This is a genomic window from Dolichospermum compactum NIES-806 (genome assembly GCF_002368115.1).
Classification (GTDB): Bacteria; Cyanobacteriota; Cyanobacteriia; order Cyanobacteriales; family Nostocaceae; genus Dolichospermum; species Dolichospermum compactum.
This window is the reverse complement of record NZ_AP018316.1, coordinates 1328552-1352698: the sequence shown is the minus strand read 5'-3', so window position 1 is coordinate 1352698 and position 24147 is coordinate 1328552. Positions and strand designations below refer to the sequence as shown.

Genomic DNA, 24147 nt, shown 5'->3' with positions numbered 1-24147 from the left:
TTTAAAGGTAGCAGAAATGGTTTCTACCGTTGGCATTACAGACACTATTAAAAGCTTGAGTGATTTACAAGCTCGTTGTAACTTACACCAAGCAGAAGATGAAAACTTTTTTAATGAATGGTTGATAGATTTACCCCAACTCAAACCACAAGAACAATCAGGTGTTACTCGCATTAAACAGCGTTATGATTATCATCGTGTTGATAGTCTATTATTAGAAGGGACAATTAATCTTTTAGTCGTTTCACCACTTTTGGAACTTGCAGGTTTTCTAGATTCACCTTACCGAATTCGTTCACCCTATGGCATAACTTTAGAAATTGAAGAACCAGAAGAAACAATTCGCGGTTTTATTGATGTCCTAGTTGTACAGGGAGAACTTTGGATTTTTGTGGTTGAATCTAAACGAAATAGCATTTCAGTTGTCGCAGCAATACCGCAGTTATTAGCCTATATGTTAACTACTCCCCACCGGGATAAATCAGTATTTGGTATGGCTACAAATGGCGATGAATTTATATTTATAAAACTAGCTATCACAGACAAACCTGAATACGACGTATCACGCACATTTTCCCTATTTCCCCGACGACATGAATTAGCTGAAGTGTTGCAAATTTTAAAACGATTAGGAGAAGCTATAGCGGTATGCACTTGAGTGAGATACAGTCAGCAAATCGTCAAGTCTGTAGGGGCGGGGAAACCCCGCCCTGGATTGTATTGTATCAAGCGCGATAACCCCTATAGTGGTTGGTTATGCAAGTTTTTGTCGAAATTAGGGGATACTACAGATAGTTATTTTTTTAGTTTCCCAAATGAGTGACATCAAAAGAATAGACACAAACGCCTATGTAACAGTACAGGGGCAATATGCTGTAGTTAATGAAGGTTCTGGATATGCGATCATCAATACTCAGACGAAACAGGTAATTGCCCGCAATATATCATCTTTCCTGGATTGTGTAAAAACTCTAGAGTATATCTTTAGTAATGCTTAATCTCAAAATTCTGATCCAATCCAAACCTCCGCTTTTATTTCTGAACCAGACACTCCTCCTAAATCAGTTTAAGAAAAAATTAATTATGAACCTAAAAAACTAGATGAACTAGATTTTGCTCTTGTCAGAAGTCTAGCCTCTTATTTTGAAGAAATGAATGGTAAAATCCGCCATTACCGTAAAGATCATCATGCTTCAGAAGAAGAAGCAGAGGTAATAGGGAGTTATTACCTAAAGACTGCTGGTATTGTTAGGGGCGTTAAAACTCAAAAAGATTTGGCGGAACTAATTGAATATATAGAAAACCTCAAGGAAAAGGTTAGTATATACCAGCATGAAAGCTATAAATATCGTTGGTCTACAAGTTTAGAAAACAACGTTCTAGTTAAATTAAGGAAAATAATGGATAGACTCAAGAATTAATTGAAAGACGTTATTACTACTAACCGCAAGCGGAAAAGGTTAGAGTCGCTTTTAGAGGATATTTTAAAAGTTTATGGCTAACGCCACGCTACGCTATCGGCGATTAGAAATCGCTACTACACAAACGAAGTCCACCTGCGTGGACTAACTAAAAATTAAGGGTTTGAAACCCATGAAGATGGGTTTTGTCTGTGTAGCCGCGACTTCCAGTCGCCAAGGCAAGTAATAAATTAGATTTTTCAAACATCCTCTTAGAAAGTAGAGACGTTTATCAAACTCAAACGTCCCTACATTTTGATTTTAATCTCTTATTAAGCTGCTTGAGGCTGAACTAAATTTTCAATTCCTTTAACAACGGTTGCAGATTCAATTTTGTCACCAGCTTTGAGTTTATCTAAAACCTCTCTCCCTTCAGTCAAATAACCAAACACAGAATAACGACCATCTAAAAGATTACGTCCTGCGGGAGTAAGTTCTGGTTCAAAAAGGAAAAAGAAAACTTGAGAAGAACCACCATTAGCTTCATTTTCTGGACGTGCCATAACTAAAGCGCCAAAAGACGAAAATGGTAAAACCGGCATATCTAAATAACGTCCAGCTTCTTCGAGAGTAATGCCATAGGTTGGTTCTTTTTCACCTTGGACTAGAATTTCTAAAGGAACAGCCCGATATTCGCCAGTTTGAGGATCAATAAAACCGACTTCCTTACCTACAGGATCTCCGGTTTGGAGAAAATAAGATTCTTCCGAACGGGTGAACTCTAAACCGTTATAAAAACCTCTTTGTACCAAATCAACAAAGTTACCAGCAGTCACGGGAGCGCTATAGCCATCAACAACTACAGTCAAATCACCTTTATTAGTTTTAAAAGCAATGGTAGCGCGTCCTTTGAGTTGGGGTAAGTTACTATACTCAGCCGGGACTTCAAAGGGGAATTCCTTCACCATTGATTCTTCTAACAAGCTAACAAGATTGAGTAATTTAGCTCTTCCGTCAAGAACGGGTTCTTTTTGTTTAGTTTTCACCACTTCTTGCAGTTCTATGATGCCAGATTTCAATTCAGTCATCCAAGCTTCGGCTTGAGGTTGGCGTTCTTCCGGAACGCTTGCTAATATTTGGGAAGGTTTATCGAGTATTCGCAATGCCTGTTTGAGGTCATTATTAACTGCACCCCATCGTTTATTTGCCCGCAGTTGGTTAGAAATATCCTCTAAACTGGCTTGCAATTTACGGACAGGTTGATTATCTATCGGCAGTGCATAGCGCAACAAAGCCTTACCGTCGGTAATTGCGTTTCCTGCTGGTAAGCCGGCATTACTAGCGGGAGTCCACCCAGCCGTACTTGTGCCTAAAAATATTGTTAATAGCAATATTACTTTTAGGCTATTCTTCACCCAGGACTTAAATAAGTTCAACATGAAATTTCCCTTTCTTCAGCATCAAAGTGTTGACTGGAAGTAACTCATTGATTATCTTCCCACATTGGGGGACTGGGGATTGAAGAGGCAGGAGAGCAGGAAGCAGGGAGAATATCTGTCTATTGCCTCTTTCTTAACAACTGACAACTGACAACTGACAACTGAGCGCTGACAACTGACAACTGACAACTAACAATTAACCAATTATGACGCTGGAAGGGTACAATAAATGCCGATTGTCTTGCAAAATTTGAAAGTTTCATGATCTCTAGTAACGACTTTCGACCTGGTGTTTCAATTGTATTAGATGGTTCGGTTTGGCGCGTGATAGATTTCCTTCACGTTAAGCCAGGCAAGGGTTCTGCCTTCGTGCGGACAACACTGAAAAATGTCCAAACTGGCAAACAGTTAGAAAAAACTTTTCGGGCTGGGGAAAGCGTTCCTCAAGCGACTTTGGAAAAGGTGACGATGCAACATACCTATAAAGAAGGCGATGAGTTTATCTTTATGGATATGGAAACCTATGAGGAAGGTAGATTAACTTCAGCGCAAATTGGCGATCGCGTCAAGTACCTCAAAGATGGTATGGAAGTTAACGTGATTCGCTGGGGTGAACAAGTCCTAGAAGTGGAGTTACCTAATTCTGTAGTTTTGGAAATTGTGCAAACAGATCCCGGTGTCAAAGGTGATACTGCTACAGGTGGTACTAAACCCGCAATCCTGGAAACTGGGGCAACTATCATGGTTCCTTTGTTTATTGCCCAAGGGGAACGGATCAAAATTGATACCAGAGAAGATAAGTATTTAGGCAGGGAATAATTTTCCTATTTTTTTGATACCAATTTGGAATAGTGAGGAATACAGCAGGAGTCAGGAGTTAGGAGTCAGCGTCAGGAGTAAAACCCTGTTGTGGCATAAGTTTAATTCATGTCAATTGAGTTCCTAATCACCTGGAAAGTTGCCATAAAATCCCAAATCTAAAATCCCAAATCTAAAATTGGTGCTAATGATTTCAATCCCTTTTTTATAGAGGGATTAAATCCCTGCCTTACTTAGAATTTTAATTTAACAGTTAGGTCGAGGTAAAATAATTGTGACATTAGACTTTAATGAAATCCGTCAGCTATTAGTAACTATTGCCCAAACAGATATTGCGGAAGTTACCCTCAAAAATAATGAATTTGAGCTAAAAGTCCGAAAAGCTGTCAGTTTTAGTAATAATGCTCCAGGAACAGTTAGTGGTGTGGTGAGCGCTGGTGTAACCCAGTTAGTATCTACAGCCTTACCCAGTTCCACTGAGGGGGCTGTAACCAATAAAGTTGTTGATAATTCAGTCGCACAACCTCCTCATTCTTCTTCACCAATTAATCAAAAATTAGTTGAAGTACCATCACCAATGGTAGGGACATTTTACCGCTCCCCAGCCCCAGGAGAAGCAGCGTTTGTGGAGGTAGGCGATCGCGTCAAAGCTGGTCAAAGTGTCTGTATCATTGAAGCTATGAAGCTAATGAACGAAATTGAAGCCGAAGTCTCTGGACAGGTGATGGAAATTTTAGTTCAAAATGGTGAACCAGTAGAATATGGTCAGCCTTTAATGAGAATTAACCCTGATTAAGTATTAAATAGGGAACAGGGAACAGGGAACAGGGAACAGGGAACAGGGAACAGGGAACAGGGAACAGGGAACAGGGGGAATATATTTCCCAATGACCAATGACCAATGACCAATGACCAATGACCAATGACCAATGACCAATGACCAATGACCAATGACCAATGACCAATGACCAATGACCAATAACCAATGACTAATGACCAATGACCAATAACCAATGACTAATGACCAATGACCAATGACCAATGACCAATGACCAATGACTAATGACCAATGACCAATGACCAATGACTAATGACTAAAGCGGATAATTTTTCTGAAAACTTTCGCGGGTGAGAGGTTGTTCTAATTCCACACCTTCACCCCCTAAAACCTCTAAAAGCTTGCCATTGACTTCGATATATACTTTGGCTTGAGGATTTAAACTAGTAGCAGTATATACAACTTGCCCTACACGCCCCATCATGGACGTGCTACCTCCACCAGTGGTAAACTTTTCAGACAAATTCACATGAATATTATTATTTTCTGCTTTGAGTCCCAATAGTTGAGTACCCTGGGGAATAGTAGTAGAGCCTGTGCCTTCACTTCGACCTGCTAATAAAGTTTTAAATGCTGCTTCTAAAACTTGATTGGGTTGGGTAGCAGCAACTTTAAAGGGTTGGGGAACTAAATCCAGGTGATTTTCCTTGGATCTGAGCCAATATATACTAGCAATCTGTTCATTACCTTGTTGAGTTGTTGATTGCTTGATAGGCTGTTTAATGGTTTGTGAAGAGTTATCAGGTGTAGAATTATTGGGAGTCTGAGCAGAAAACCAAGCCATACCACCGCTAACCACCACCACTGCTGCGGAAATAGCTGCTATCACACCGGAAGAAACGCCGTTAGTTCTTTGTTGGTTATTCATAATATAAAACCTACTGGATTGAGGATGGAAATAGTATTTGTAAGATAAGTAGTACAGCACCGCGTAAATAAAGCAACCATTTTTAATCGCCGAGAAGCTTGCTCAATATTGCTTTTGACTTTTGACTTTTGACTTTTGACTTTTGACTTTTGACTTTTGACTTCCGCCTTGCGATAGTATCCTGTTTATAAACGTTATTCCCCGCTTCAAATCTTGGCTTTTGATTTGGACATGAATTTTTATTGCCAGTTTTGCCTCTTGCCATTCCAATTGTAGAGTGATCTTTACAAGTCAGTTACCTTTCTCTTTATCTAAATCCTATGGTTTCTTGAAAAAATTTTTAAATTAGAATTGAGTAAAATATGGTAAGCAAATCAAATAGCAGCAAATAAACGCACTAAATTCTCAGTTTTACTCCTGATTTCGGAAAAAGGGCGCAGTCCCTGCGCCCCTACATATTGCTATAATCAAGTTCTCAAGGACAATTTCCCAAAAAAAGAATTTATAAAATACTATAATTAATAATCGATCCCTTATTTGTGGTTGTTATGGTTGTTACTGCTTCGACCCACAAGATTACCTGGGAACTCTTGCCTGAAGATTTTGTTTTAGAAGATGAACCAGTGGATGATGTTAATCAACCTTCTTTAGCCGCTGCACTGACGGAAAGCCTACAACTGGCAGGGACACTCCCAGCAACAGCCCTGACTACGACCAATTACGGCATCTGTACCTCATGAGGGCAGGAAGGGTAATACTTCGACTGATTTAGTCTCAGAATACCCACTTGACAATAGTTAAAGTTAACTTGCTATTGCATCTTTAATCCATTGTTGCAATGTATTGATCACTTCGTCAATGGCAATTTCTTGAGATTCACGGGTTGCGCGTTTGACTACTTCGACTTTACCATTTGTAATGGCTCTGCCAGTGACGATTCTGAAGGGGATACCGATTAAATCTGCATCTTTGAATTTTACTCCTGCCCGTTCATCTCTGTCATCTAATAAGGTTTCTATTCCTGCTTGGTTGAGTTCTGTGTAAAGTTTTTCGGCAACGGCGATTTGTTGGGCATCTTTAATGTTAGGAATGGTGATGATGGCGTGATAGGGGGCGATCGCCACTGGCCAAATTATGCCATCTTTATCATAGGATTGTTCTACGGCTGATTGTGCTAAACGTGACACACCTACACCATAACAACCCATAACTAAAGGTTTCTCTTCCCCTTGTTCGTTGGTATAAGTTGCACCCATCACCTGGGAGTATTTTGTCCCCAGTTGGAAGATATGACCGGCTTCGATGCCTCTAGCTGTTTGTAGGGTTTGGGTTGGGTCGTGCAGGGAGCGATCGCCTAATTTTGCCTTACGAATATCTACGGTTAGTGCAGGTAATTTAAATTGCTCACCCCAATTTGCGCCAACGACGTGAAAACCAGCTTCATTTGCACCAGTGACAAAGTTTTTTAACTCCACAGCAGTCTTATCCACCAACCGCACAAACTGAGAATTTACCTGTTTACTTTCCGCAATATAATCATCACTAAGATCAGGTGCTATGTAACCCAAAGGCAAAGATTTTGTTTGCCATGTTGCTTGAGCTTCAGCATTTGGTACAGTTAAAGTGAGGATAGTTTTAGCACCAAATTGAGGAGCTAATTTAGTCAATTCATTTTGTAATTTAACTTCATTAATTTCCTGATCTGAGCGAATATTTATTAATACCAAAACAGTAAAACCGTTATCATAAACAGTTTGATATAAAACGTTTTTCACAATTTGGGTAGGAGAACATTTCAAGAAATTACAAACTTTATCTATAGTTTCTGTTCCCGGAGTTTCCCGTTTTTCATAAGTTGTAAAAGGTGAAATTTCCGCATCTGCTGGTAAAGAAACTGCTTTTTCTACGTTTGCTGCATATTTACTATCTTCAGTATAGAGAACTTCATCTTCTCCCGCTTCTGCTAACACCATAAACTCTGTAGAACCAGAACCACCAATGGCACCAGAATCAGCTTCCACAGCCCGAAAAGCCAAACCAGAACGCCGCAACATATTACTGTAAGCAGTGTACATTTCCTGGTAAGTTTTTTGCAAACTTTCCTCATCAGCATGGAAAGAATAACCATCTTTCATAATAAATTCTCGTCCGCGCATTAAACCAAACCGGGGACGAATTTCATCACGAAACTTAGTTTGAATTTGATATAAATGTACAGGTAATTGACGATAGGAACGAATCATATCACGAGCAACAGTTGTAATTACTTCTTCATGAGTTGGTCCTAGTCCTAATTGTTGTTCCCTTCTATCCACCAAGGAAAACATAATTCCCTCAGCCTTAGTATAAGTGTCCCAGCGTCCCGACTCCTGCCATAATTCAGCAGGTTGTAACTGCGGTAATAAACATTCTTGTGCGCCGGTAGCATTCATTTCTTCCCGAACAATTTGGGAAACTTTTTGCAAAACCCGCCACATTAGGGGAAGATAAGCATAAATCCCACTACCAATGCGGCGGATATAACCTGCACGTAGTAACAATTTATGGCTAGGAATTTCCGCATCAGCCGGATCATCCCGTAGTGTAAAAAATAACATTTGTGATAATCGCATTCTTTTTCCCTTTACTTTACTAACTTTTCAAATCGGTTGCGTCTAAAATGTTTCCTTGTAGTCAAAAAAGTTTTGTAGTAAGGACTTACAACCTAGACCACAAAATGAATTTATCTATTTCTTTGCGTCTTTGCTCCTTTGCGTCTTTGCGCGAAACATTCATAAATATGTGCTTAATTATCACCAACCATGCTTTTTCCATCTAACTTGAGGAGATAACTAGCTTGTCAGAATTAATGTATCAAGCACAACCACCTTTAGAATTTATTCCGCCAGCTTTTAACCCTTTATTGTTAAAAATGATACATTTAGTTCTACCTAACTGGATTCGCTGGAAAACACCCATTAGCAACATTGAAGCAGACAATGTTGAAGTTTTGGCGGATTGCTATCAACGGTTTCAGGATGGTAAAATCAGGTTTATGTTGGCGTTTCGTCATCCTCAAACAGCAGACCCTCTTTGTTTAACTTATTTACTGTCCCAAATCTTGCCTAAAGTAGCACGAGTTGGGGGTACACAGCTACAATATCCCCTTCATGCCCATTTTATCTATGATCGGGGTATTCCTCTCTGGGCTGGTTCTCAAGTTGGTTGGGTAATTTCCCATTTGGGGGGAACTCCGATTCAACGCGGTAAAGCTGACTGGACTGGGTTGCGTTCGGTGCGGGATTTGTATCTCAACGGTCAGTTTCCCATGGCTGCTGCGCCAGAAGGTGCTACAAATGGTTTATCGGAGATTATTAGTCCCTTAGAACCGGGTATCGCACAGATGGGTTTTTGGTGTGCGGAAGATTTGCAAAAAGCGGGAAGAGATGAGGAAGTTTTAATTGTACCAATTGGCATTAAATATAGTTATGTTAATCAGCCTTGGGATAATATAGCAAATTTGTTAACTGAATTAGAAGCAGTTAGTGGTTTATCTGTGAATCCAGAGAAAACTGAGGCTAATTTGGCTGCGCTTTATCCCCGATTATTGGGTTTGGCAGAACATTTATTATCGGTAATGGAGCAATTTTATACTAAATTTTATCATCAAAAATTGCCAGATGAAAAAATTACTAATGGGGAAATTACCGATAGAAATGAGGCTTTAGCTTATCGGTTACAATCTGTGATGAATATTGCTTTATTTATTGCTTAACAATATTTTGATTTGCCATCTAGGGGTCATTGGAATGATAGATGTAGACGGGTAAAGCCGGTTGGAATTATATCTTTAGGGAAGATTTTAAGGATATTAAATTATTATCACCCATTGAGAAAAGTCTGGGAGATAGAGTTGCTGAAGAAGCATATTTTCGGATGTGGCACATGAGATTGGTTGAAAGTTTTGTGGCTGTTCCTGGGATGTATATCCGCGAAAAACCAACTGTGGAAAGATTTGCCGAAATGACTTTACTTTTATGGGATATGATTAATAAAATTAATGACACCTACTCCCTTCCCACTAAAAAAATAGGCATATAAAACCAAGAAATAGCGGTGCGGGGCGAAGCCCTATTTCTTGGCTGGGAGTATCATTGAGATATCCGAATTTTTGTTCTACCATCTATAATTGCTCGGATCTTTGTACCAACAGGAATGATTGCATTACTACCTTTAATAAGAAAACCAAGTGGACTGACAAGGGCGAATACAGCGATACTGACTCCTACGTTTCCACCACCTTCGCTATTTCGCCCTGCCAGCAATGATATCTTCGTGCCGTCTACTGCTGAGGTTGACAAAATTTTGAGAGTAAGTTTTCCTCTTCGACCAAATAATCCTGATTTTTGTACTTCAGCAATTTCAGCACGAGCTCGCGTTCCTGCTGTTATTACTGCTTTACCTTCTATAATTAGATCTTCATCAACCCGCAAGGTAACTAAATCTCCTGTTCTTGCTGTTTTACTAGAAAGCTCATCAAGTGTGGAAAGGATAATCTCGGTTCCGTCAGGAATAGTAACTTCAACGGGATTGGGCAGGGAAATGGGATCTGGTGTTACCGACGGGGAAGGATTGTCCGTTGGTACTGGACTAGGCACAGGTTTCACAGTCTGAGCTTGCACCCAAGCTTGATATGGAGTGATAATATTTGAGGTCAAAGCCATAGCAGTTAAAGTTGCAAAAAATGTAGTCCTCATTTTCAAAGTCATGTTTTCTTTTCTACTGTGGTATTCATGAAGTCATACGAATATAATTGTGACACGAATGCCTACAAGTGTCAACATTAGTGCGATCGCCGATCTTGTAGGTTGGGTTGACAATAGGAAACCCAACATTTGTATGGTTTAACAGATAAAATCATCCGTTCTAGCTGAGGTTTATTGTGTATTAAAAGATCGTGTCCCCATAATTCATTTTTGCAGAAGTGTTGAATGTTAAGATTTTGAGGATTGTGTCCAAGTTGTGCATGGGTAAAACGCAAAGATTGTAAAGTTTTATTGCAGGATTCAACACTTGTGGATCCAGACAATAAATGGCTAAATCTTCAAAGTGTAGGAATGGTAGAATATATACAAAAAATCAATGGAAAAACTCAGGTTGAAACCCGTTATTATATTAGTAGCTTGACGAATAATGCCAAATTATTAGGACAATCAGTTCGCAGCCATTGGGGTGTAGAAAACTCATTACATTGGGTTTTGGATGTAGCTTTTAGAGAAGATGATTGTCGGATAAGAAAGGATAACGCACCACAAAATTTCGCAGTTCTTCGTCATATAGCAGTTAATCTTTTAGGAAAAGAAAAAAGTCAAAAACTAGGAATTAAAAGTAAGCAGGTTTGTGCAGGATGGGATGATGAATATTTAGAGAAGATTTTAGAATGTATCTGATAAAAATCAGAACCTATAGACAACTATCAATATAAATAGCTTATTTTCTGTGGATTCTGCAATAGGATCTAGATGTTTAATGTCAAAAAATATAGATATTAATATATAGAAATGAACAAAATAAGTTTTTTATCAAGAATAAATAATTACCCTGAATTTATTAAATTTTCAGAATTTTAATAAAGAAATTAATCAGTTTTTGAATGAAGTTAGATATTTTTCTATCTTGATTCACTAAAATGATATTTTGTCAAGATAATTTAGATGCGTTTCCCCTGGTTGCTGCTAGACAATCTGCGGCTGAGTTGACGACTGATTTACAACAAGTTTTGCAGGGTTTGATAGATACAGTGGCTATATAATTTTAGCTCAATTTATAAATTTCTCCCCTATCAACTAACATCTCTCCTCTCAATAAATCCTTCACAGTTGCTAATAAAGTCCGTCGAGAATCTACCTCAAATAACACAGATATTCTATCAATACCTGCTTCACCTGGTGGGTTAAGTTTAGCAACACATACCTGTTGATGTTGAGTATCTAGGGAACGGTAACTTTCTTGATGTTGAAGAGTGCTAGAAGTCATTCTTCCCCAAGCATCAAACGCAATTTCCGTTTGTGTCATATCAGCTAATTCACCAATATCTAAACGAATTTCTGTTTGTCCATTATTTGCTGTTTGTAAGGTTAACCATTGGGAACTTTGACAAGGATATTTTGTACCTTTAGTAAATATAGGATGATAAATATAACTTCTGCTATAACTTTCCCATAAACGAATTGCGTAACTATGACGTAAAAAATCATCTATTTCGGTAATTTGTGTTATTGCTAATGCACCATGAGAGACAGCATCAAAAGGTTTATTTAGTTTTACCTTAGCTTTACCAAAGTAGGAAATAATTAATTGTTGAACTGCGGGAATTAAACAACTTCCTCCGACCAATAAAACCTGTTCAATATCATTTTTACTAATACCCTTTCGTAAAGCAGAAGCTAAAACCTCATCTAAGGTATTTCGTAACTGTTGTAAAAACTGTCTATATTCTAAAATTTCCTCTAATTTTTCACGATTAATTTTTAATTCATAAGACATAAAAGATTCATCATCAAACCAACTTTCAGCGACAGATTGATTTTTTGATAATTGAATCTTTAACCGTTCAGCAATTTCTAATAAATTCTGATAACCAATTTTTCCTACTTGTTCTGGTGTTAGATTTTGAGAACGTAAATAATCATCAACTATCCAAACATCAATATCTTCCCCACCTACATAGGCTTCCGACTTAGCTAAAACCTCAGCACGTAAACTGTTATTTTCATCAGCATTAGTTACAGTTTTAACTAAACTTAAATCAAGAGTTCCCCCACCAAAATCTACTACTAAAATTAACTTACCAGGGTGTTTTATAGCATATCCTAAAGCCGCAGCAGTAGATTCATCAACAATGGAAACTTGAGGAACATTTAACTTTTTTCCTAAATCTCGAAACCAATCTAAATAACGTTCAAAAGCACCAACGGGAACAGTAAAAATTAAATGACTAGGGTGGATATTTTGCTTTTGTATTTCTGTCCAAATAGTTTGGATAAATAACTCAGAAATAGAGACAGCATGATAATGTATACCATCAATTTGGATTGCTGGTGGTTGATAATCTCCAGCTAAATCACGTTTAAACTTTTTAAATAACCGTTCAGGAGGATAAGTTTGAGAAAGTCCTAATCTTTGACTACGAACACCTTCACCTAATATGATATTATTACCCGATTTAATAAATACTACACTAGGAATAACTGGATATTCTAATCTTTCACCTTGAGGAGTCACACCAACAAATACACGGGATAAATTAGGAAAACGTAAACTTTTAGGTTGTTGAGTATCAGGTTCTAAAATACTAATTACAGTATTACTTGTACCAAAATCAATTGCTATAGTTGTCATAATTTATTAATTATATTGTTTTTGTCTTGTGGTGCAGGCATCTTGCCTGCTATTATGATTAGGCGGGCAAGATGCCCACCCCACAAAATTGTATAATAATTTAAGATTGATTATATCCACTAGGAAGAGTGCGACTAACTTTAGCAGGATACAGAACTTTATCACCATCTTGATAACCAATAAAACGAATATATACTAATTCCCCTTCTTGAATATCATCGCTATCAGCTTGATGTAATTGAGGATTATAATTAACCTGTTCCCAAGTTTCACCAATCACAGTATAACCCCAACTGGTAATTAAATTATCTAAAGATGTAAATAGAGAGACTAGGTTTTTAGCAGGTAATTCAGGTTTAGCTAAAGCCATTTTTTTGACTGTGGGATAGTTGCTGAGTAAAGTTTGTAATTGGGTAAAAGTTTCATTTTGAAAATCGCTTTGTAATTGTTGAGATTGTTGTTTTAGTTCTTCGCGCAGTCGTTGACATTGAACCTCTAAATCTTTAATCTTCTGTTCTGTATCTGGAGAAATAGCAGATTGATTATTAATTGATTTATTTTCATTAGTTTCTGGGAATAATATCCGCAGAATAATATAAACGATGATTACGAGAATTACAGCAAAAGCAATATTATTAATTTGTTCTAGCATATTATTTATGTGGTATTCAGATCCCCGACTTCTTAAAGAAGTCGGGGATCTAGTTTATTGTTGTTTTAAAGATTGACTTTCAGCAATGTTAATATTCTCTTCTCGTTCGTAATATTCGGGTAATAATTCCTGAGATTCTATTTGTCCCAAAGATTTTTCTAAGCCTTTTGTAGTTTCCACACAACTAGAACCAGTGACATTTAAAACCCGTTCCACAATTTTACCATCTTTCCCAATGCGATATTCAATCTTTTGATATTCAGCCATAATAATTTTTCCTTTTGTCCTTAGATCCCCGACTTCTTTTTAATATCTTATCAATCAATGATTAAATAAAGTAAGAAGTCCGGGATCTTATTTATGCTTATTTAAACCCATCTACCAACTAAAACCCGCACCGTACCATCTGCTAAAACCTCCTCTTCCTCCACATTAAAACCCTCAGTTTGAATTGTTTCCATCAAAGTTTTATGAGCGTATTTTTGACTAATATTATTAATAAACTCCTGCTGATTAATTTTCGCACCCCAAAAATCTGCCACTAACTCATAACTTTCTCCATTTTTACGAAAACCTAAATCATAACCATTAGATTGCTTAATCACATATTCAGCATTAGTTTTATCACCCATGTAACCGCGTACATTAGTATTTTGTTCAACTTGATAACCCAACTCTTGCAAAACGTCAAGCAAAACTTCACCCTGTTTAATTTGCACCTTAATAGTTGTAAAATGAGACATAAAAAATCAACTCCTTATGTATTTTTAACCCCTCTCCAAACCTATCCCCTAATAGGAGAGAGGCTTATAATAAATTAGTAGGGTGCGTCAGACAGAATAATAACATAAATAAACAAATTTTTGATATCTGACGCACCCTACAGTTTCCCTTCGTGGTTTATTTTAATTCTTATCAATTCCAAATTACGAATTACGAATTACGAATTACGAATTACGAATTACGAATTACGAATTACGAATTACGAATTACGAATTACGACCAATAACCAATGACTAATGACCAATGACCAATAACCAATGACTAATGACCAATGACCAATGACCAATGACCAATGACCAATGACTAATGACCAATGACCAATGACCAATGACTAATGACTAAAGCGGATAATTTTTCTGAAAACTTTCGCGGGTGAGAGGTTGTTCTAATTCCACACCTTCACCCCCTAAAACCTCTAAAAGCTTGCCATTGACTTCGATATATACTTTGGCTTGAGGATTTAAACTAGTAGCAGTATATACAACTTGCCCTACACGCCCCATCATGGACGTGCTACCTCCACCAGTGGTAAACTTTTCAGACAAATTCACATGAATATTATTATTTTCTGCTTTGAGTCCCAATAGTTGAGTACCCTGGGGAATAGTAGTAGAGCCTGTGCCTTCACTTCGACCTGCTAATAAAGTTTTAAATGCTGCTTCTAAAACTTGATTGGGTTGGGTAGCAGCAACTTTAAAGGGTTGGGGAACTAAATCCAGGTGATTTTCCTTGGATCTGAGCCAATATATACTAGCAATCTGTTCATTACCTTGTTGAGTTGTTGATTGCTTGATAGGCTGTTTAATGGTTTGTGAAGAGTTATCAGGTGTAGAATTATTGGGAGTCTGAGCAGAAAACCAAGCCATACCACCGCTAACCACCACCACTGCTGCGGAAATAGCTGCTATCACACCGGAAGAAACGCCGTTAGTTCTTTGTTGGTTATTCATAATATAAAACCTACTGGATTGAGGATGGAAATAGTATTTGTAAGATAAGTAGTACAGCACCGCGTAAATAAAGCAACCATTTTTAATCGCCGAGAAGCTTGCTCAATATTGCTTTTGACTTTTGACTTTTGACTTTTGACTTTTGACTTTTGACTTTTGACTTCCGCCTTGCGATAGTATCCTGTTTATAAACGTTATTCCCCGCTTCAAATCTTGGCTTTTGATTTGGACATGAATTTTTATTGCCAGTTTTGCCTCTTGCCATTCCAATTGTAGAGTGATCTTTACAAGTCAGTTACCTTTCTCTTTATCTAAATCCTATGGTTTCTTGAAAAAATTTTTAAATTAGAATTGAGTAAAATATGGTAAGCAAATCAAATAGCAGCAAATAAACGCACTAAATTCTCAGTTTTACTCCTGATTTCGGAAAAAGGGCGCAGTCCCTGCGCCCCTACATATTGCTATAATCAAGTTCTCAAGGACAATTTCCCAAAAAAAGAATTTATAAAATACTATAATTAATAATCGATCCCTTATTTGTGGTTGTTATGGTTGTTACTGCTTCGACCCACAAGATTACCTGGGAACTCTTGCCTGAAGATTTTGTTTTAGAAGATGAACCAGTGGATGATGTTAATCAACCTTCTTTAGCCGCTGCACTGACGGAAAGCCTACAACTGGCAGGGACACTCCCAGCAACAGCCCTGACTACGACCAATTACGGCATCTGTACCTCATGAGGGCAGGAAGGGTAATACTTCGACTGATTTAGTCTCAGAATACCCACTTGACAATAGTTAAAGTTAACTTGCTATTGCATCTTTAATCCATTGTTGCAATGTATTGATCACTTCGTCAATGGCAATTTCTTGAGATTCACGGGTTGCGCGTTTGACTACTTCGACTTTACCATTTGTAATGGCTCTGCCAGTGACGATTCTGAAGGGGATACCGATTAAATCTGCATCTTTGAATTTTACTCCTGCCCGTTCATCTCTGTCATCTAATAAGGTTTCTATTCCTGCTTGGTTGAGTTCTGTGTAAAGTTTTTCGGCAACGGCGATTTGTTGGGCATCTTTAATGTTAGGAATGGTGATGATGGCGTGATAGGGGGCGATCGCCACTGGCCAAATTATGCCATCTTTATCATAGGATTGTTCTACGGCTGATTGTGCTAAACGTGACACACCTACACCATAACAACCCATAACTAAAGGTTTCTCTTCCCCTTGTTCGTTGGTATAAGTTGCACCCATCACCTGGGAGTATTTTGTCCCCAGTTGGAAGATATGACCGGCTTCGATGCCTCTAGCTGTTTGTAGGGTTTGGGTTGGGTCGTGCAGGGAGCGATCGCCTAATTTTGCCTTACGAATATCTACGGTTAGTGCAGGTAATTTAAATTGCTCACCCCAATTTGCGCCAACGACGTGAAAACCAGCTTCATTTGCACCAGTGACAAAGTTTTTTAACTCCACAGCAGTCTTATCCACCAACCGCACAAACTGAGAATTTACCTGTTTACTTTCCGCAATATAATCATCACTAAGATCAGGTGCTATGTAACCCAAAGGCAAAGATTTTGTTTGCCATGTTGCTTGAGCTTCAGCATTTGGTACAGTTAAAGTGAGGATAGTTTTAGCACCAAATTGAGGAGCTAATTTAGTCAATTCATTTTGTAATTTAACTTCATTAATTTCCTGATCTGAGCGAATATTTATTAATACCAAAACAGTAAAACCGTTATCATAAACAGTTTGATATAAAACGTTTTTCACAATTTGGGTAGGAGAACATTTCAAGAAATTACAAACTTTATCTATAGTTTCTGTTCCCGGAGTTTCCCGTTTTTCATAAGTTGTAAAAGGTGAAATTTCCGCATCTGCTGGTAAAGAAACTGCTTTTTCTACGTTTGCTGCATATTTACTATCTTCAGTATAGAGAACTTCATCTTCTCCCGCTTCTGCTAACACCATAAACTCTGTAGAACCAGAACCACCAATGGCACCAGAATCAGCTTCCACAGCCCGAAAAGCCAAACCAGAACGCCGCAACATATTACTGTAAGCAGTGTACATTTCCTGGTAAGTTTTTTGCAAACTTTCCTCATCAGCATGGAAAGAATAACCATCTTTCATAATAAATTCTCGTCCGCGCATTAAACCAAACCGGGGACGAATTTCATCACGAAACTTAGTTTGAATTTGATATAAATGTACAGGTAATTGACGATAGGAACGAATCATATCACGAGCAACAGTTGTAATTACTTCTTCATGAGTTGGTCCTAGTCCTAATTGTTGTTCCCTTCTATCCACCAAGGAAAACATAATTCCCTCAGCCTTAGTATAAGTGTCCCAGCGTCCCGACTCCTGCCATAATTCAGCAGGTTGTAACTGCGGTAATAAACATTCTTGTGCGCCGGTAGCATTCATTTCTTCCCGAACAATTTGGGAAACTTTTTGCAAAACCCGCCACATTAGGGGAAGATAAGCATAAATCCCACTACCAATGCGGCGGATATAACCTGCACGTAGTAACAATTTATGGCTAGGAATTTCCGCATCAGCCGGATCATCCCGTAGTGTAAAAAATAACATTTGTGATAATCGCATTCTTTTTCCCTTTACTTTACTAACTTTTCAAATCGGTTGCGTCTAAAATGTTTCCTTGTAGTCAAAAAAGTTTTGTAGTAAGGACTTACAACCTAGACCACAAAATGAATTTATCTATTTCTTTGCGTCTTTGCTCCTTTGCGTCTTTGCGCGAAACATTCATAAATATGTGCTTAATTATCACCAACCATGCTTTTTCCATCTAACTTGAGGAGATAACTAGCTTGTCAGAATTAATGTATCAAGCACAACCACCTTTAGAATTTATTCCGCCAGCTTTTAACCCTTTATTGTTAAAAATGATACATTTAGTTCTACCTAACTGGATTCGCTGGAAAACACCCATTAGCAACATTGAAGCAGACAATGTTGAAGTTTTGGCGGATTGCTATCAACGGTTTCAGGATGGTAAAATCAGGTTTATGTTGGCGTTTCGTCATCCTCAAACAGCAGACCCTCTTTGTTTAACTTATTTACTGTCCCAAATCTTGCCTAAAGTAGCACGAGTTGGGGGTACACAGCTACAATATCCCCTTCATGCCCATTTTATCTATGATCGGGGTATTCCTCTCTGGGCTGGTTCTCAAGTTGGTTGGGTAATTTCCCATTTGGGGGGAACTCCGATTCAACGCGGTAAAGCTGACTGGACTGGGTTGCGTTCGGTGCGGGATTTGTATCTCAACGGTCAGTTTCCCATGGCTGCTGCGCCAGAAGGTGCTACAAATGGTTTATCGGAGATTATTAGTCCCTTAGAACCGGGTATCGCACAGATGGGTTTTTGGTGTGCGGAAGATTTGCAAAAAGCGGGAAGAGATGAGGAAGTTTTAATTGTACCAATTGGCATTAAATATAGTTATGTTAATCAGCCTTGGGATAATATAGCAAATTTGTTAACTGAATTAGAAGCAGTTAGTGGTTTATCTGTGAATCCAGAGAAAACTGAGGCTAATTTGGCTGCGCTTTATCCCCGATTATTGGGTTTGGCAGAACATTTATTATCGGTAATGGAGCAATTTTATACTAAATTTTATCATCAAAAATTGCCAGATGAAAAAATTACTAATGGGGAAATTACCGATAGAAATGAGGCTTTAGCTTATCGGTTACAATCTGTGATGAATATTGCTTTATTTATTGCTTAACAATATTTTGATTTGCCATCTAGGGGTCATTGGAATGATAGATGTAGACGGGTAAAGCCGGTTGGAATTATATCTTTAGGGAAGATTTTAAGGATATTAAATTATTATCACCCATTGAGAAAAGTCTGGGAGATAGAGTTGCTGAAGAAGCATATTTTCGGATGTGGCACATGAGATTGGTTGAAAGTTTTGTGGCTGTTCCTGGGATGTATATCCGCGAAAAACCAACTGTGGAAAGATTTGCCGAAATGACTTTACTTTTATGGGATATGATTAATAAAATTAATGACACCTACTCCCTTCCCACTAAAAAAATAGGCATATAAAACCAAGAAATAGCGGTGCGGGGCGAAGCCCTATTTCTTGGCTGGGAGTATCATTGAGATATCCGAATTTTTGTTCTACCATCTATAATTGCTCGGATCTTTGTACCAACAGGAATGATTGCATTACTACCTTTAATAAGAAAACCAAGTGGACTGACAAGGGCGAATACAGCGATACTGACTCCTACGTTTCCACCACCTTCGCTATTTCGCCCTGCCAGCAATGATATCTTCGTGCCGTCTACTGCTGAGGTTGACAAAATTTTGAGAGTAAGTTTTCCTCTTCGACCAAATAATCCTGATTTTTGTACTTCAGCAATTTCAGCACGAGCTCGCGTTCCTGCTGTTATTACTGCTTTACCTTCTATAATTAGATCTTCATCAACCCGCAAGGTAACTAAATCTCCTGTTCTTGCTGTTTTACTAGAAAGCTCATCAAGTGTGGAAAGGATAATCTCGGTTCCGTCAGGAATAGTAACTTCAACGGGATTGGGCAGGGAAATGGGATCTGGTGTTACCGACGGGGAAGGATTGTCCGTTGGTACTGGACTAGGCACAGGTTTCACAGTCTGAGCTTGCACCCAAGCTTGATATGGAGTGATAATATTTGAGGTCAAAGCCATAGCAGTTAAAGTTGCAAAAAATGTAGTCCTCATTTTCAAAGTCATGTTTTCTTTTCTACTGTGGTATTCATGAAGTCATACGAATATAATTGTGACACGAATGCCTACAAGTGTCAACATTAGTGCGATCGCCGATCTTGTAGGTTGGGTTGACAATAGGAAACCCAACATTTGTATGGTTTAACAGATAAAATCATCCGTTCTAGCTGAGGTTTATTGTGTATTAAAAGATCGTGTCCCCATAATTCATTTTTGCAGAAGTGTTGAATGTTAAGATTTTGAGGATTGTGTCCAAGTTGTGCATGGGTAAAACGCAAAGATTGTAAAGTTTTATTGCAGGATTCAACACTTGTGGATCCAGACAATAAATGGCTAAATCTTCAAAGTGTAGGAATGGTAGAATATATACAAAAAATCAATGGAAAAACTCAGGTTGAAACCCGTTATTATATTAGTAGCTTGACGAATAATGCCAAATTATTAGGACAATCAGTTCGCAGCCATTGGGGTGTAGAAAACTCATTACATTGGGTTTTGGATGTAGCTTTTAGAGAAGATGATTGTCGGATAAGAAAGGATAACGCACCACAAAATTTCGCAGTTCTTCGTCATATAGCAGTTAATCTTTTAGGAAAAGAAAAAAGTCAAAAACTAGGAATTAAAAGTAAGCAGGTTTGTGCAGGATGGGATGATGAATATTTAGAGAAGATTTTAGAATGTATCTGATAAAAATCAGAACCTATAGACAACTATCAATATAAATAGCTTATTTTCTGTGGATTCTGCAATAGGATCTAGATGTTTAATGTCAAAAAATATAGATATTAATATATAGAAATGAACAAAATAAGTTTTTTATCAAGAATAAATAATTACCCTGAATTTATTAAATTTTCAGAATTTTAATAAAGAAATTAATCAGTTTTTGAATGAAGTTAGATATTTTTCTATCTTGATTCACTAAAATGATATTTTGTCAAGATAATTTAGATGCGTTTCCCCTGGTTGCTGCTAGACAATCTGCGGCTGAGTTGACGACTGATTTACAACAAGTTTTGCAGGGTTTGATAGATACAGTGGCTATATAATTTTAGCTCAATTTATAAATTTCTCCCCTATCAACTAACATCTCTCCTCTCAATAAATCCTTCACAGTTGCTAATAAAGTCCGTCGAGAATCTACCTCAAATAACACAGATATTCTATCAATACCTGCTTCACCTGGTGGGTTAAGTTTAGCAACACATACCTGTTGATGTTGAGTATCTAGGGAACGGTAACTTTCTTGATGTTGAAGAGTGCTAGAAGTCATTCTTCCCCAAGCATCAAACGCAATTTCCGTTTGTGTCATATCAGCTAATTCACCAATATCTAAACGAATTTCTGTTTGTCCATTATTTGCTGTTTGTAAGGTTAACCATTGGGAACTTTGACAAGGATATTTTGTACCTTTAGTAAATATAGGATGATAAATATAACTTCTGCTATAACTTTCCCATAAACGAATTGCGTAACTATGACGTAAAAAATCATCTATTTCGGTAATTTGTGTTATTGCTAATGCACCATGAGAGACAGCATCAAAAGGTTTATTTAGTTTTACCTTAGCTTTACCAAAGTAGGAAATAATTAATTGTTGAACTGCGGGAATTAAACAACTTCCTCCGACCAATAAAACCTGTTCAATATCATTTTTACTAATACCCTTTCGTAAAGCAGAAGCTAAAACCTCATCTAAGGTATTTCGTAACTGTTGTAAAAACTGTCTATATTCTAAAATTTCCTCTAATTTTTCACGATTAATTTTTAATTCATAAGACATAAAAGATTCATCATCAAACCAACTTTCAGCGACAGATTGATTTTTTGATAATTGAATCTTTAACCGTTCAGCAATTTCTAATAAATTCTGATAACCAATTTTTCCTACTTGTTCTGGTGTTAGATTTTGAGAACGTAAATAATCATCAACTATCCAAACATCAATATCTTCCCCACCTACATAGGCTTCCGACTTAGCTAAAACCTCAGCACGTAAACTGTTATTTTCATCAGCATTAGTTACAGTTTTAACTAAACTTAAATCAAGAGTTCCCCCACCAAAATCTACTACTAAAATTAACTTACCAGGGTGTTTTATAGCATATCCTAAAGCCGCAGCAGTAGATTCATCAACAATGGAAACTTGAGGAACATTTAACTTTTTTCCTAAATCTCGAAACCAATCTAAATAACGTTCAAAAGCACCAACGGGAACAGTAAAAATTAAATGACTAGGGTGGATATTTTGCTTTTGTATTTCTGTCCAAATAGTTTGGATAAATAACTCAGAAATAGAGACAGCATGATAATGTATACCATCAATTTGGATTGCTGGTGGTTGATAATCTCCAGCTAAATCACGTTTAAACTTTTTAAATAACCGTTCAGGAGGATAAGTTTGAGAAAGTCCTAATCTTTGACTACGAACACCTTCACCTAATATGATATTATTACCCGATTTAATAAATACTACACTAGGAATAACTGGATATTCTAATCTTTCACCTTGAGGAGTCACACCAACAAATACACGGGATAAATTAGGAAAACGTAAACTTTTAGGTTGTTGAGTATCAGGTTCTAAAATACTAATTACAGTATTACTTGTACCAAAATCAATTGCTATAGTTGTCATAATTTATTAATTATATTGTTTTTGTCTTGTGGTGCAGGCATCTTGCCTGCTATTATGATTAGGCGGGCAAGATGCCCACCCCACAAAATTGTATAATAATTTAAGATTGATTATATCCACTAGGAAGAGTGCGACTAACTTTAGCAGGATACAGAACTTTATCACCATCTTGATAACCAATAAAACGAATATATACTAATTCCCCTTCTTGAATATCATCGCTATCAGCTTGATGTAATTGAGGATTATAATTAACCTGTTCCCAAGTTTCACCAATCACAGTATAACCCCAACTGGTAATTAAATTATCTAAAGATGTAAATAGAGAGACTAGGTTTTTAGCAGGTAATTCAGGTTTAGCTAAAGCCATTTTTTTGACTGTGGGATAGTTGCTGAGTAAAGTTTGTAATTGGGTAAAAGTTTCATTTTGAAAATCGCTTTGTAATTGTTGAGATTGTTGTTTTAGTTCTTCGCGCAGTCGTTGACATTGAACCTCTAAATCTTTAATCTTCTGTTCTGTATCTGGAGAAATAGCAGATTGATTATTAATTGATTTATTTTCATTAGTTTCTGGGAATAATATCCGCAGAATAATATAAACGATGATTACGAGAATTACAGCAAAAGCAATATTATTAATTTGTTCTAGCATATTATTTATGTGGTATTCAGATCCCCGACTTCTTAAAGAAGTCGGGGATCTAGTTTATTGTTGTTTTAAAGATTGACTTTCAGCAATGTTAATATTCTCTTCTCGTTCGTAATATTCGGGTAATAATTCCTGAGATTCTATTTGTCCCAAAGATTTTTCTAAGCCTTTTGTAGTTTCCACACAACTAGAACCAGTGACATTTAAAACCCGTTCCACAATTTTACCATCTTTCCCAATGCGATATTCAATCTTTTGATATTCAGCCATAATAATTTTTCCTTTTGTCCTTAGATCCCCGACTTCTTTTTAATATCTTATCAATCAATGATTAAATAAAGTAAGAAGTCCGGGATCTTATTTATGCTTATTTAAACCCATCTACCAACTAAAACCCGCACCGTACCATCTGCTAAAACCTCCTCTTCCTCCACATTAAAACCCTCAGTTTGAATTGTTTCCATCAAAGTTTTATGAGCGTATTTTTGACTAATATTATTAATAAACTCCTGCTGATTAATTTTCGCACCCCAAAAATCTGCCACTAACTCATAACTTTCTCCATTTTTACGAAAACCTAAATCATAACCATTAGATTGCTTAATCACATATTCAGCATTAGTTTTATCACCCATGTAACCGCGTACATTAGTATTTTGTTCAACTTGATAACCCAACTCTTGCAAAACGTCAAGCAAAACTTCACCCTGTTTAATTTGCACCTTAATAGTTGTAAAATGAGACATAAAAAATCAACTCCTTATGTATTTTTAACCCCTCTCCAAACCTATCCCCTAATAGGAGAGAGGCTTATAATAAATTAGTAGGGTGCGTCAGACAGAATAATAACATAAATAAACAAATTTTTGATATCTGACGCACCCTACAGTTTCCCTTCGTGGTTTATTTTAATTCTTATCAATTCCAAATTACGAATTACGAATTACGAATTACGAATTACGAATTACGAATTACGAATTACGAATTAC

General features: G+C 37.3%; 26 protein-coding genes and 4 pseudogenes. 13 read left to right on the top strand and 17 right to left on the bottom strand.

Annotated elements, in window-relative coordinates; genetic code table 11:
* Positions 1-16 precede the first annotated feature (16 nt).
* The 3 genes from CA730_RS06680 to CA730_RS06670 all read left to right on the top strand — a co-directional run bounded on the left by CA730_RS06680 (position 17) and on the right by CA730_RS06670 (position 1421).
* A complete protein-coding gene (locus CA730_RS06680) occupies positions 17-658 on the top strand; it encodes a type I restriction endonuclease (protein WP_096665429.1) in 642 nt (213 codons plus the stop codon).
* 157 nt (positions 659-815) lie between these two features.
* Positions 816-998, top strand: a complete 183-nt coding sequence (locus CA730_RS06675; RefSeq protein WP_096665426.1) for a hypothetical protein — start codon at positions 816-818, stop codon at positions 996-998.
* A 153-nt stretch (positions 999-1151) separates the two neighbouring features.
* Complete coding sequence (locus CA730_RS06670; protein ID WP_096665423.1) at positions 1152-1421, top strand: hypothetical protein; 270 nt, start codon at positions 1152-1154, stop codon at positions 1419-1421.
* Positions 1422-1732: 311 nt separating this feature from the next.
* Here CA730_RS06670 and CA730_RS06665 read toward each other — a convergent pair whose 3' ends face one another.
* Complete coding sequence (locus CA730_RS06665) at positions 1733-2839, bottom strand: peptidylprolyl isomerase (protein ID WP_096665420.1); 1107 nt, start codon at positions 2837-2839, stop codon at positions 1733-1735.
* Positions 2840-3100: 261 nt separating this feature from the next.
* On the opposite strand from CA730_RS06665, the gene efp reads away from it, so the two are divergent.
* Positions 3101-3658 carry an elongation factor P gene (efp, locus tag CA730_RS06660; RefSeq protein WP_096665417.1) on the top strand — a complete coding sequence of 186 codons (558 nt, stop codon included), beginning with the start codon at positions 3101-3103 and terminating at the stop codon, positions 3656-3658.
* Between the two features lie 274 nt (positions 3659-3932).
* Positions 3933-4454, top strand: coding sequence for an acetyl-CoA carboxylase biotin carboxyl carrier protein (gene accB, locus CA730_RS06655; RefSeq protein ID WP_096665414.1), 522 nt, complete (start codon positions 3933-3935; stop codon positions 4452-4454).
* Positions 4455-4457: 3 nt separating this feature from the next.
* Here accB and CA730_RS24165 read toward each other — a convergent pair whose 3' ends face one another.
* Together CA730_RS24165 and CA730_RS06645 are read right to left on the bottom strand one after the other, a co-directional pair.
* On the bottom strand, positions 4458-4742 hold the full coding sequence (locus tag CA730_RS24165; protein WP_197705504.1) for a hypothetical protein: 285 nt from the start codon (positions 4740-4742) through the stop codon (positions 4458-4460).
* A 10-nt stretch (positions 4743-4752) separates the two neighbouring features.
* Positions 4753-5364 (bottom strand): GerMN domain-containing protein, encoded by a 612-nt coding sequence (locus CA730_RS06645; protein WP_096665411.1) that lies wholly within the window; start codon positions 5362-5364, stop codon positions 4753-4755.
* A gap of 548 nt (positions 5365-5912) precedes the next feature.
* Here CA730_RS06645 and CA730_RS06635 point away from each other — a divergent pair.
* Positions 5913-6101 (top strand): annotated as a pseudogene (locus CA730_RS06635) (Uma2 family endonuclease); the annotation flags it as partial.
* A gap of 66 nt (positions 6102-6167) precedes the next feature.
* Here CA730_RS06635 and CA730_RS06630 read toward each other — a convergent pair.
* Entirely contained in the window at positions 6168-7976 is a 1809-nt protein-coding gene (locus tag CA730_RS06630) for a proline--tRNA ligase (RefSeq protein WP_096665404.1), read from the bottom strand.
* 224 nt (positions 7977-8200) lie between these two features.
* Here CA730_RS06630 and CA730_RS06625 point away from each other — a divergent pair.
* Positions 8201-9438: pseudogene (locus CA730_RS06625) on the top strand (1-acyl-sn-glycerol-3-phosphate acyltransferase); the annotation flags it as partial.
* A gap of 56 nt (positions 9439-9494) precedes the next feature.
* Here the strand turns inward: CA730_RS06625 and CA730_RS06620 are convergent.
* Entirely contained in the window at positions 9495-10112 is a 618-nt protein-coding gene (locus tag CA730_RS06620) for a hypothetical protein (RefSeq protein ID WP_096665400.1), read from the bottom strand.
* A gap of 240 nt (positions 10113-10352) precedes the next feature.
* Here CA730_RS06620 and CA730_RS06610 point away from each other — a divergent pair, with 240 nt between their 5' ends.
* Both CA730_RS06610 and CA730_RS25985 read left to right on the top strand, forming a co-directional pair.
* The gene (locus CA730_RS06610; protein WP_407919773.1) at positions 10353-10793 is read left to right on the top strand and encodes an ISAs1 family transposase; all 441 of its coding nucleotides are present in this window, start codon (positions 10353-10355) and stop codon (positions 10791-10793) included.
* 239 nt (positions 10794-11032) lie between these two features.
* Entirely contained in the window at positions 11033-11155 is a 123-nt protein-coding gene (locus tag CA730_RS25985; protein WP_269076503.1) for a hypothetical protein, read from the top strand.
* Between the two features lie 2 nt (positions 11156-11157).
* Here CA730_RS25985 and CA730_RS06605 read toward each other — a convergent pair whose 3' ends face one another.
* From CA730_RS06605 to CA730_RS06585, 6 genes are all read right to left on the bottom strand, one after another.
* A complete protein-coding gene (locus CA730_RS06605) occupies positions 11158-12744 on the bottom strand; it encodes an Hsp70 family protein (protein ID WP_096665394.1) in 1587 nt (528 codons plus the stop codon).
* Positions 12745-12844: 100 nt separating this feature from the next.
* A complete protein-coding gene (locus tag CA730_RS06600) occupies positions 12845-13396 on the bottom strand; it encodes a nucleotide exchange factor GrpE (protein WP_096665391.1) in 552 nt (183 codons plus the stop codon).
* Between the two features lie 54 nt (positions 13397-13450).
* Complete coding sequence (locus CA730_RS06595; RefSeq protein WP_096665388.1) at positions 13451-13663, bottom strand: DUF2997 domain-containing protein; 213 nt, start codon at positions 13661-13663, stop codon at positions 13451-13453.
* A 101-nt stretch (positions 13664-13764) separates the two neighbouring features.
* On the bottom strand, positions 13765-14139 hold the full coding sequence (locus CA730_RS06590) for a DUF1257 domain-containing protein (protein ID WP_096665385.1): 375 nt from the start codon (positions 14137-14139) through the stop codon (positions 13765-13767).
* Positions 14140-14378: 239 nt separating this feature from the next.
* Positions 14379-14507 (bottom strand): hypothetical protein, encoded by a 129-nt coding sequence (locus tag CA730_RS25980; RefSeq protein WP_269076504.1) that lies wholly within the window; start codon positions 14505-14507, stop codon positions 14379-14381.
* A gap of 10 nt (positions 14508-14517) precedes the next feature.
* Entirely contained in the window at positions 14518-15129 is a 612-nt protein-coding gene (locus CA730_RS06585; RefSeq protein WP_096665411.1) for a GerMN domain-containing protein, read from the bottom strand.
* Between the two features lie 548 nt (positions 15130-15677).
* Between CA730_RS06585 and CA730_RS06575 the strand changes: the two are divergent.
* A pseudogene (locus CA730_RS06575) lies at positions 15678-15866 on the top strand (Uma2 family endonuclease); the annotation flags it as partial.
* Positions 15867-15932: 66 nt separating this feature from the next.
* On the opposite strand, the gene CA730_RS06570 reads toward CA730_RS06575, so the two are convergent.
* Positions 15933-17741 carry a proline--tRNA ligase gene (locus tag CA730_RS06570; RefSeq protein WP_096665404.1) on the bottom strand — a complete coding sequence of 603 codons (1809 nt, stop codon included), beginning with the start codon at positions 17739-17741 and terminating at the stop codon, positions 15933-15935.
* Between the two features lie 224 nt (positions 17742-17965).
* Here CA730_RS06570 and CA730_RS06565 point away from each other — a divergent pair.
* A pseudogene (locus CA730_RS06565) lies at positions 17966-19203 on the top strand (1-acyl-sn-glycerol-3-phosphate acyltransferase); the annotation flags it as partial.
* Between the two features lie 56 nt (positions 19204-19259).
* Here the strand turns inward: CA730_RS06565 and CA730_RS06560 are convergent.
* Positions 19260-19877 (bottom strand): hypothetical protein, encoded by a 618-nt coding sequence (locus CA730_RS06560; protein WP_096665400.1) that lies wholly within the window; start codon positions 19875-19877, stop codon positions 19260-19262.
* Positions 19878-20117: 240 nt separating this feature from the next.
* Between CA730_RS06560 and CA730_RS06550 the strand changes: the two genes are divergently transcribed.
* Together CA730_RS06550 and CA730_RS25975 are read left to right on the top strand one after the other, a co-directional pair.
* Positions 20118-20558 carry an ISAs1 family transposase gene (locus CA730_RS06550; RefSeq protein WP_407919773.1) on the top strand — a complete coding sequence of 147 codons (441 nt, stop codon included), beginning with the start codon at positions 20118-20120 and terminating at the stop codon, positions 20556-20558.
* Between the two features lie 239 nt (positions 20559-20797).
* Positions 20798-20920: a hypothetical protein gene (locus CA730_RS25975; RefSeq protein ID WP_269076503.1), complete on the top strand. Its 123-nt coding sequence runs from the start codon at positions 20798-20800 to the stop codon at positions 20918-20920.
* 2 nt (positions 20921-20922) lie between these two features.
* Here the strand turns inward: CA730_RS25975 and CA730_RS06545 are convergent, their stop codons facing one another.
* The 4 genes from CA730_RS06545 to CA730_RS06530 form a co-directional block, all read right to left on the bottom strand.
* Entirely contained in the window at positions 20923-22509 is a 1587-nt protein-coding gene (locus CA730_RS06545) for an Hsp70 family protein (RefSeq protein WP_096665394.1), read from the bottom strand.
* Positions 22510-22609: 100 nt separating this feature from the next.
* The gene (locus CA730_RS06540) at positions 22610-23161 is read right to left on the bottom strand and encodes a nucleotide exchange factor GrpE (RefSeq protein WP_096665391.1); all 552 of its coding nucleotides are present in this window, start codon (positions 23159-23161) and stop codon (positions 22610-22612) included.
* 54 nt (positions 23162-23215) lie between these two features.
* Positions 23216-23428 carry a DUF2997 domain-containing protein gene (locus CA730_RS06535; RefSeq protein ID WP_096665388.1) on the bottom strand — a complete coding sequence of 71 codons (213 nt, stop codon included), beginning with the start codon at positions 23426-23428 and terminating at the stop codon, positions 23216-23218.
* 101 nt (positions 23429-23529) lie between these two features.
* A complete protein-coding gene (locus tag CA730_RS06530) occupies positions 23530-23904 on the bottom strand; it encodes a DUF1257 domain-containing protein (RefSeq protein ID WP_096665385.1) in 375 nt (124 codons plus the stop codon).
* Positions 23905-24147 lie beyond the last annotated feature (243 nt).

Coding starts and splice junctions, on each gene's coding strand:
- CA730_RS06680 (WP_096665429.1), top strand. CDS start 17: ATGGTTTCTACCGTTGGCATTACAGACACTATTAAAAGCTTGAGTGAT.
- CA730_RS06675 (WP_096665426.1), top strand. CDS start 816: ATGAGTGACATCAAAAGAATAGACACAAACGCCTATGTAACAGTACAG.
- CA730_RS06670 (WP_096665423.1), top strand. CDS start 1,152: ATGAATGGTAAAATCCGCCATTACCGTAAAGATCATCATGCTTCAGAA.
- CA730_RS06665 (WP_096665420.1), bottom strand. CDS start 2,839: ATGTTGAACTTATTTAAGTCCTGGGTGAAGAATAGCCTAAAAGTAATA.
- efp (WP_096665417.1), top strand. CDS start 3,101: ATGATCTCTAGTAACGACTTTCGACCTGGTGTTTCAATTGTATTAGAT.
- CA730_RS06645 (WP_096665411.1), bottom strand. CDS start 5,364: ATGAATAACCAACAAAGAACTAACGGCGTTTCTTCCGGTGTGATAGCA.
- CA730_RS06630 (WP_096665404.1), bottom strand. CDS start 7,976: ATGCGATTATCACAAATGTTATTTTTTACACTACGGGATGATCCGGCT.
- CA730_RS06620 (WP_096665400.1), bottom strand. CDS start 10,112: ATGACTTTGAAAATGAGGACTACATTTTTTGCAACTTTAACTGCTATG.
- CA730_RS25985 (WP_269076503.1), top strand. CDS start 11,033: ATGATATTTTGTCAAGATAATTTAGATGCGTTTCCCCTGGTTGCTGCT.
- CA730_RS06605 (WP_096665394.1), bottom strand. CDS start 12,744: ATGACAACTATAGCAATTGATTTTGGTACAAGTAATACTGTAATTAGT.
- CA730_RS06600 (WP_096665391.1), bottom strand. CDS start 13,396: ATGCTAGAACAAATTAATAATATTGCTTTTGCTGTAATTCTCGTAATC.
- CA730_RS06595 (WP_096665388.1), bottom strand. CDS start 13,663: ATGGCTGAATATCAAAAGATTGAATATCGCATTGGGAAAGATGGTAAA.
- CA730_RS06590 (WP_096665385.1), bottom strand. CDS start 14,139: ATGTCTCATTTTACAACTATTAAGGTGCAAATTAAACAGGGTGAAGTT.
- CA730_RS06585 (WP_096665411.1), bottom strand. CDS start 15,129: ATGAATAACCAACAAAGAACTAACGGCGTTTCTTCCGGTGTGATAGCA.
- CA730_RS06570 (WP_096665404.1), bottom strand. CDS start 17,741: ATGCGATTATCACAAATGTTATTTTTTACACTACGGGATGATCCGGCT.
- CA730_RS06560 (WP_096665400.1), bottom strand. CDS start 19,877: ATGACTTTGAAAATGAGGACTACATTTTTTGCAACTTTAACTGCTATG.
- CA730_RS25975 (WP_269076503.1), top strand. CDS start 20,798: ATGATATTTTGTCAAGATAATTTAGATGCGTTTCCCCTGGTTGCTGCT.
- CA730_RS06545 (WP_096665394.1), bottom strand. CDS start 22,509: ATGACAACTATAGCAATTGATTTTGGTACAAGTAATACTGTAATTAGT.
- CA730_RS06540 (WP_096665391.1), bottom strand. CDS start 23,161: ATGCTAGAACAAATTAATAATATTGCTTTTGCTGTAATTCTCGTAATC.
- CA730_RS06535 (WP_096665388.1), bottom strand. CDS start 23,428: ATGGCTGAATATCAAAAGATTGAATATCGCATTGGGAAAGATGGTAAA.
- CA730_RS06530 (WP_096665385.1), bottom strand. CDS start 23,904: ATGTCTCATTTTACAACTATTAAGGTGCAAATTAAACAGGGTGAAGTT.